The sequence below is a fragment of the Oceanobacillus caeni genome (assembly GCF_042678465.1).
Taxonomy (GTDB): Bacteria; Bacillota; Bacilli; order Bacillales; family Amphibacillaceae; genus Oceanobacillus; species Oceanobacillus caeni.
In genome coordinates this window covers 1-2,272 of the sequence record NZ_JBHTKV010000062.1, presented here as the reverse complement: position 1 = coordinate 2,272, position 2,272 = coordinate 1, and the positions used below count along the sequence as shown (strand labels likewise).

The following is a 2,272-nucleotide window of genomic DNA, read 5'->3' as shown; positions in this document are numbered from 1 at the left end:
TTAGTTAAGTCCTCGATCGATTAGTATTTGTCAGCTCCACGTGTCGCCACGCTTCCACCTCAAACCTATTAACCTCATCGTCTCTGAGGGATCTTACTCATTTAAAATGATGGGAAGTCTCATCTTGAGGGGGGCTTCATGCTTAGATGCTTTCAGCACTTATCCTTTCCATACGTAGCTACCCAGCTATGCTCCTGGCGGAACAACTGGTACACCAGCGGTATGTCCATCCCGGTCCTCTCGTACTAAGGACAGCTCCTCTCAAACTTCCAACGCCCACGACGGATAGGGACCGAACTGTCTCACGACGTTCTGAACCCAGCTCGCGTACCGCTTTAATGGGCGAACAGCCCAACCCTTGGGACCGACTACAGCCCCAGGATGCGATGAGCCGACATCGAGGTGCCAAACCTCCCCGTCGATGTGAACTCTTGGGGGAGATAAGCCTGTTATCCCCGGGGTAGCTTTTATCCGTTGAGCGATGGCCCTTCCATGCGGAACCACCGGATCACTAAGCCCGACTTTCGTCCCTGCTCGACTTGTAGGTCTCGCAGTCAAGCTCCCTTCTGCCTTTACACTCTGCGAATGATTTCCAACCATTCTGAGGGAACCTTTGGGCGCCTCCGTTACCTTTTGGGAGGCGACCGCCCCAGTCAAACTGCCCGCCTGACACTGTCTCCGAACCGGATCACGGTCCTGGGTTAGAAGGTCCATACAGCCAGGGTGGTATCCCACGGATGCCTCCACGTAAGCTGGCGCTCACGTTTCTAAGGCTCCCACCTATCCTGTACAAGCTGCACAGACATTCAATATCAGGCTACAGTAAAGCTCCACGGGGTCTTTCCGTCCTGTCGCGGGTAATGCGCATCTTCACGCATCGTATAATTTCACCGGGTCTCTCGTTGAGACAGTGCCCAAGTCGTTGCACCTTTCGTGCGGGTCGGAACTTACCCGACAAGGAATTTCGCTACCTTAGGACCGTTATAGTTACGGCCGCCGTTTACTGGGGCTTCGGTTCTAAGCTTCGGGCGAAAGCCCTAACTCTTCCCCTTAACCTTCCAGCACCGGGCAGGTGTCAGCCCCTATACTTCGCCTTTCGGCTTCGCAGAGACCTGTGTTTTTGCTAAACAGTCGCTTGGGCCTATTCACTGCGGCTCTACTCCGTAGAGCACCCCTTCTCCCTAAGTTACGGGGTCATTTTGCCGAGTTCCTTAACGAGAGTTCTCCCGCTCACCTTAGGATTCTCTCCTCGCCTACCTGTGTCGGTTTGCGGTACGGGCACCTGTGACCTTGCTAGAGGCTTTTCTCGGCAGTGTGAAATCAGGAACTTCGGCCAGAAGGCCTCCCCATCACAGCTTGAAATGGCCAGGCGGATTTGCCTACCTGACTTTCTCACTGCTTGGGCGCACACATCCATCCGTGCGCATTCCTTATCCTACTGCGTCCCCCCATCGCTCAAACGGTCATGAGGTGGTACAGGAATATCTGCCTGTTGTCCATCGCCTACGCCTTTCGGCCTCGGCTTAGGTCCCGACTAACCCTGAGAGGACGAGCCTTCCTCAGGAAACCTTAGGCATTCGGTGAAAGAGATTCTCACTCTTTTTTCGCTACTCATACCGGCATTCTCACTTCTAAGCGCTCCACCAGTCCTCACGGTCTGACTTCACAGCACTTAGAACGCTCTCCTACCATTGTTCGTAAGAACAATCCACAGCTTCGGTGATACGTTTAGCCCCGGTACATTTTCGGCGCAGAGTCACTCGACCAGTGAGCTATTACGCACTCTTTAAATGGTGGCTGCTTCTAAGCCAACATCCTGGTTGTCTAAGCAACTCCACATCCTTTTCCACTTAACGTATACTTTGGGACCTTAGCTGGTGGTCTGGGCTGTTTCCCTTTCGACTATGAACCTTATCACCCATAGTCTGACTCCCAAGTTTAAGTATCTGGCATTCGGAGTTTGACTGAATTCGGTAACCCGATGAGGGCCCCTAGTCCAATCAGTGCTCTACCTCCAGTACTCATCATCTTGAGGCTAGCCCTAAAGCTATTTCGGAGAGAACCAGCTATCTCCGTGTTCGATTGGCATTTCACCCCTACCCACACCTCATCCCCGCATTTTTCAACATACGTGGGTTCGGGCCTCCAGTCAGTGTTACCTGACCTTCACCCTGGACATGGGTAGATCACACGGTTTCGGGTCTACGACCGCATACTAAATCGCCCTATTCAGACTCGCTTTCGCTACGGCTCCGTGTCTTCCACTTAACCT

The 2,272-nt window shown here is 53.1% G+C and carries 1 rRNA gene; it reads right to left on the bottom strand.

The window, feature by feature from the left end:
- A 23S ribosomal RNA gene (locus tag ACFQ18_RS17960) occupies nt 1-2,272 on the bottom strand; the annotation flags it as partial.